Genomic DNA, 3,534 nt, shown 5'->3' on the forward strand with positions numbered 1-3,534 from the left:
TGGCGGAGAAGTCGAAGTAGCGACCGTCGGCGTCGGGCTCGGAGAACGGGTCGACCAGCAGCGAGGCGTAGCGGACGTACACGAGGTAGTCCTGGTGCACCGGCGGCAGCTCCTCGAACCGCTCGACGTCCCGGCGCGAGATGCTCTCCGGCCGCACCGGGTAGCTGTCGTCCACCATGAACCGCAGCAGGTTGACGCCGTCGACACCCAGCCGCGCGACGAGGGCGGTGATCTCCCGCCACTGGCTGACGACGTCGTTGACCAGCGCGGGCGAGACCGGGCCCTCGGGGACGAGCTTGTAGACGTACTTGACCGGCGAGGTCTCGAAGAACACCGCGTTCAGGGCGAGCTCGTTCATGAACAGCGCCGGGTGCACGTAGAGGGAGATGTTCCTGGTCTCGGCCTCCAGGGGGCCGGAGACGGCCACCGGGTCCACGCCGAGGCCGCGGTGCAGCTCGCGCAGCAGCTCCAGGTTGGGCGTGGCGCCCCGGTCGGAGCCGAGGTAGAGGCGCTTCTTGACGCCCGCGGTGAGGACGTGGGGTGACGGGGTCCCGTCGGACCAGCGGGTGTCGCCGAGGTAGCTGGAGAGGCTGATCACCTCGGCGTCCGCGCCCAGGGCGCGCAGCCGCCCGCGCACCAGGGCGTGCGAGCCGAACGTGGGTGAGACGAGGACGACGCAGCCGAGGCCGCGCAGCACCTCGGGGTCGACCTGGTCGAGCACCGGGGTGTAGGCGTCGGCGGTCACCGCGAGCACGAGCGCCCCCCACCGGCCGGCGACCGCCCCGTAGCCCTGGAACACCTCGGCCACCTGGTGCTCGCCCGCCGCCGCCCGGTGCCGCTCGTCCTGCACGTCGACGCGGACGGTGCGGCCCGCGCGCTCCAGCCCGGCGAAGAACGCGGCCGAGCGGGCGGAGCGCCTGCCCGCGACGCCCACCGCGCTGCCCCGCCCGGTCCCGAGCAGCACGGCCAGCTGCGCGGTGGTCGGCCCGGTCCCGGCGATCAGGACCCGTTGGAAGTCGTCCATCCCTGTTCCGATCTGCGCTCTGGGCGCGGTCACGCCTTGGTGTAGAGGGCGACGTCGAAGATGTGCTCGGGTCGCAGGACCGAGCCGGAGCGCACCCACCTGCGGGGGTCGACGGGCCTGGTCGGGTAGTTGAAGAGGGACTTGAGGCGGTCCCCGTAGCGCATGGCCACGACCACGTCGGGGCGCGTGGTGGCGTGGAGGGCGTCGAGCAGGTCGTACTTCACCGAAACCGTGGAGCTGAAGATGACGTGCGTGGCCTCGGCGGTGAAGGGCAGCTCCGGGAGCGGGGTGGGCTCCAGGGTGATGTCCAGGCCGTCGCCGAGCGCCCGCACGACCCGGCGGCCGAGTTCGACGGCCTCGGGGTCGATGTCGACGCCGACGACGCGGGCGCCGGTGAGGCGGGCGACGCGCAGCGGGGTCATGGGGAACGAGCCGGAGCCGACGAGCAGGACGCGCGAGTCGGCGGTGAGGTGGAACGCGCCGAACTCGTCCGCGATGCAGGACTCGACGTTGTCGAAGTAGCCCGCCCTGGCGGTGCGGCCGTCGAGCAGGTCCAGGGCGCGGTGCTTCTCCATGATCGCGGCGCAGCGGGCGGACGAGGCGCGCAGCTCGTCCACCAGGGGCGCGAACCACGGCGGGTCGGCGTGGGCGAGCGCGTCCCAGGCGGCGTGGTGGCGCGGGTCGGTGACGAACGCGGAGTAGTCGCCGACGACGCGCTCCACGTCGGGGGCGTGGCGGGTGGTGCCGTCGTAGCTCGCGGCGGCCCGCCGCAGGGCGGTCAGGTGCTCGTCGAGCAGCGGTCGGAGTTCTGCGGTGCCCATGCTCCTCCTGTCCCGGTGGTGCGCTGTCCCGGTGGTGCGCGGTTCGCGCGGCTAGAGGTAGGCCCTCCCCTCGGCGACGACCCGGACGGTGCCCTGCACGCGGACGCCGGTGAGCGCGCCCCGCGCGTGGTCGGCGGCGACGGTCATCACGCCGCCGGGTTGGCGCACGCGCGTGGTGACGGAGGTCCGGCCCTCCCAGGCCAGGTAGGCGGCCAGCGCCGCCGCGCCCGACCCGCAGCCGCGCTCCCAGACGGCGCTGCCCAGCAGGGGGACGTGGACCAGCGGGGTGAGGTGGCCGGAGCGCGGTTCGTAGAGCATGACGCCGATCAGCGAGGCGTCCCCGCGCTCGCCGAGCCGGGCGGCGAGGCGCTGGGCCCACGCCCTGAGCGCCGGGTCGGGCCTGCCGGTCTCCACGACCACGTGCAGCGAGTCGTCGTAGCGCACGAGCGCCACCCCGTCCGCGCCGCGCTCCACGGACTCCGGGAGCGGCATGGCGAGCTCGCAGGTGTACTCGCGGGCGTGCCGCAGGACGCGGCAGCGGACCAGGTCCCGCGCGCCGGAGGCCTCCAGGACGACGTCGACGGGGTGGCCGCCCGCCAGCTCGTCGGGGGGTGCGGCGAGCGCGGCGAGGGCCATGCACGCGTTGCCGCAGAACTCGCCGCCCGCCATGCGCAGGCTGATGTCGGCGTCGGGTGATCCGGGCTTGCGCACGAACCCGACCTGCTCGGCGTGCAGGTGCTCGTAGGCCATGAGCCGCAGGGCGATGTCCCGGTGCTCCTCCTCGGGGTGCTCGGTGCGCACCAGGAGGGTCATGTTCTGGGTCGGGTCCAGCTTCACGAAGTCGATCTCGTGGCTGATCAAGGCGGGCCTCCCGGTGACCGGGTGAGGTCGTGTCCCACCGAACCCTCCTGAGTCCCGCCGCCGACCAGGGGCGACAGCGCATCGTGAGCAACTCGTCACGCTAGGGGGTCGGACGCTGGAACGAGGGAGTTCCCCGGCCGCAACAAGTGTGACGCGCGCCACAGTCAGTTCACGACGACGGCCGCCACCCCCGGCGTGGGAGCGGCGGCCGTCGTGGACCCGCGGCGGACTAGCAGTACTGCTGGGTCGGCTGGTCGTGGAAGGTCACGCCGGTGACGGTGAACGGCCGGGTGAAGTAGCGCCAGACCGGGCCGAAGCAGCTCTCGTACCGGCGGATGGTGCCGTCGTCGAGCTTCTCCTCGTACGACACGTGCGCGTAGCGACCGGTGTTGTTGTAGAGCCGGAACGCCACCGCCTCACCGCTCCAGTCGCCGGTCGTGCGAATGGTCGGGACGGCGTCGGAGGGCTCGCCGGGGATCACGAAGACGGACCAGGTGCAGAAGTCGGCGACGCCGCAGTTCGGCGGCAGCGGAGCCGGGATCGGGTCGGCGGACGCGGCGGGGGAGAAAACGGCGAGACTGGCGGAAACGGCGAGCAGGGCGCTGAGCGCGCGGAACCTCGACCGCATTCAATTCCTCCTCAACAGGGAATAACGACTTCGCGGAAGTTAGCAGCGCCCGGCGGTCCGCACAAGATTTGGCCACCTGTCGATTCCGTGAGCAAAACCCCTATCTTTCCGCGTTTCCGGAGAACCGGTATTCCCGGCCCTCCGGCCGACAGCACCCGCGTTTTCTTCGGGTTTCCGCCCGGCGCGCCCGTCCCCAGGTC

The 3,534-nt window shown here is 72.6% G+C and carries 4 protein-coding genes; all 4 read right to left on the bottom strand.

Annotated elements, in window-relative coordinates:
• Positions 1-1,024, bottom strand: a 1,024-nt coding sequence (locus tag ACTUAL_RS28575) for an opine metallophore biosynthesis dehydrogenase (protein WP_440902412.1), incomplete at its 3' end; no start/stop codon positions are given.
• Between the two features lie 29 nt (positions 1,025-1,053).
• The gene (locus tag ACTUAL_RS28580; RefSeq protein ID WP_096495066.1) at positions 1,054-1,845 is read right to left on the bottom strand and encodes a class I SAM-dependent methyltransferase; all 792 of its coding nucleotides are present in this window, start codon (positions 1,843-1,845) and stop codon (positions 1,054-1,056) included.
• Between the two features lie 51 nt (positions 1,846-1,896).
• Positions 1,897-2,706: a diaminopimelate epimerase gene (locus ACTUAL_RS28585; RefSeq protein WP_096495067.1), complete on the bottom strand. Its 810-nt coding sequence runs from the start codon at positions 2,704-2,706 to the stop codon at positions 1,897-1,899.
• A 229-nt stretch (positions 2,707-2,935) separates the two neighbouring features.
• A complete protein-coding gene (locus ACTUAL_RS28590; RefSeq protein ID WP_096495068.1) occupies positions 2,936-3,334 on the bottom strand; it encodes a hypothetical protein in 399 nt (132 codons plus the stop codon).
• Positions 3,335-3,534 lie beyond the last annotated feature (200 nt).

This window comes from Actinosynnema sp. (genome assembly GCF_052038725.1).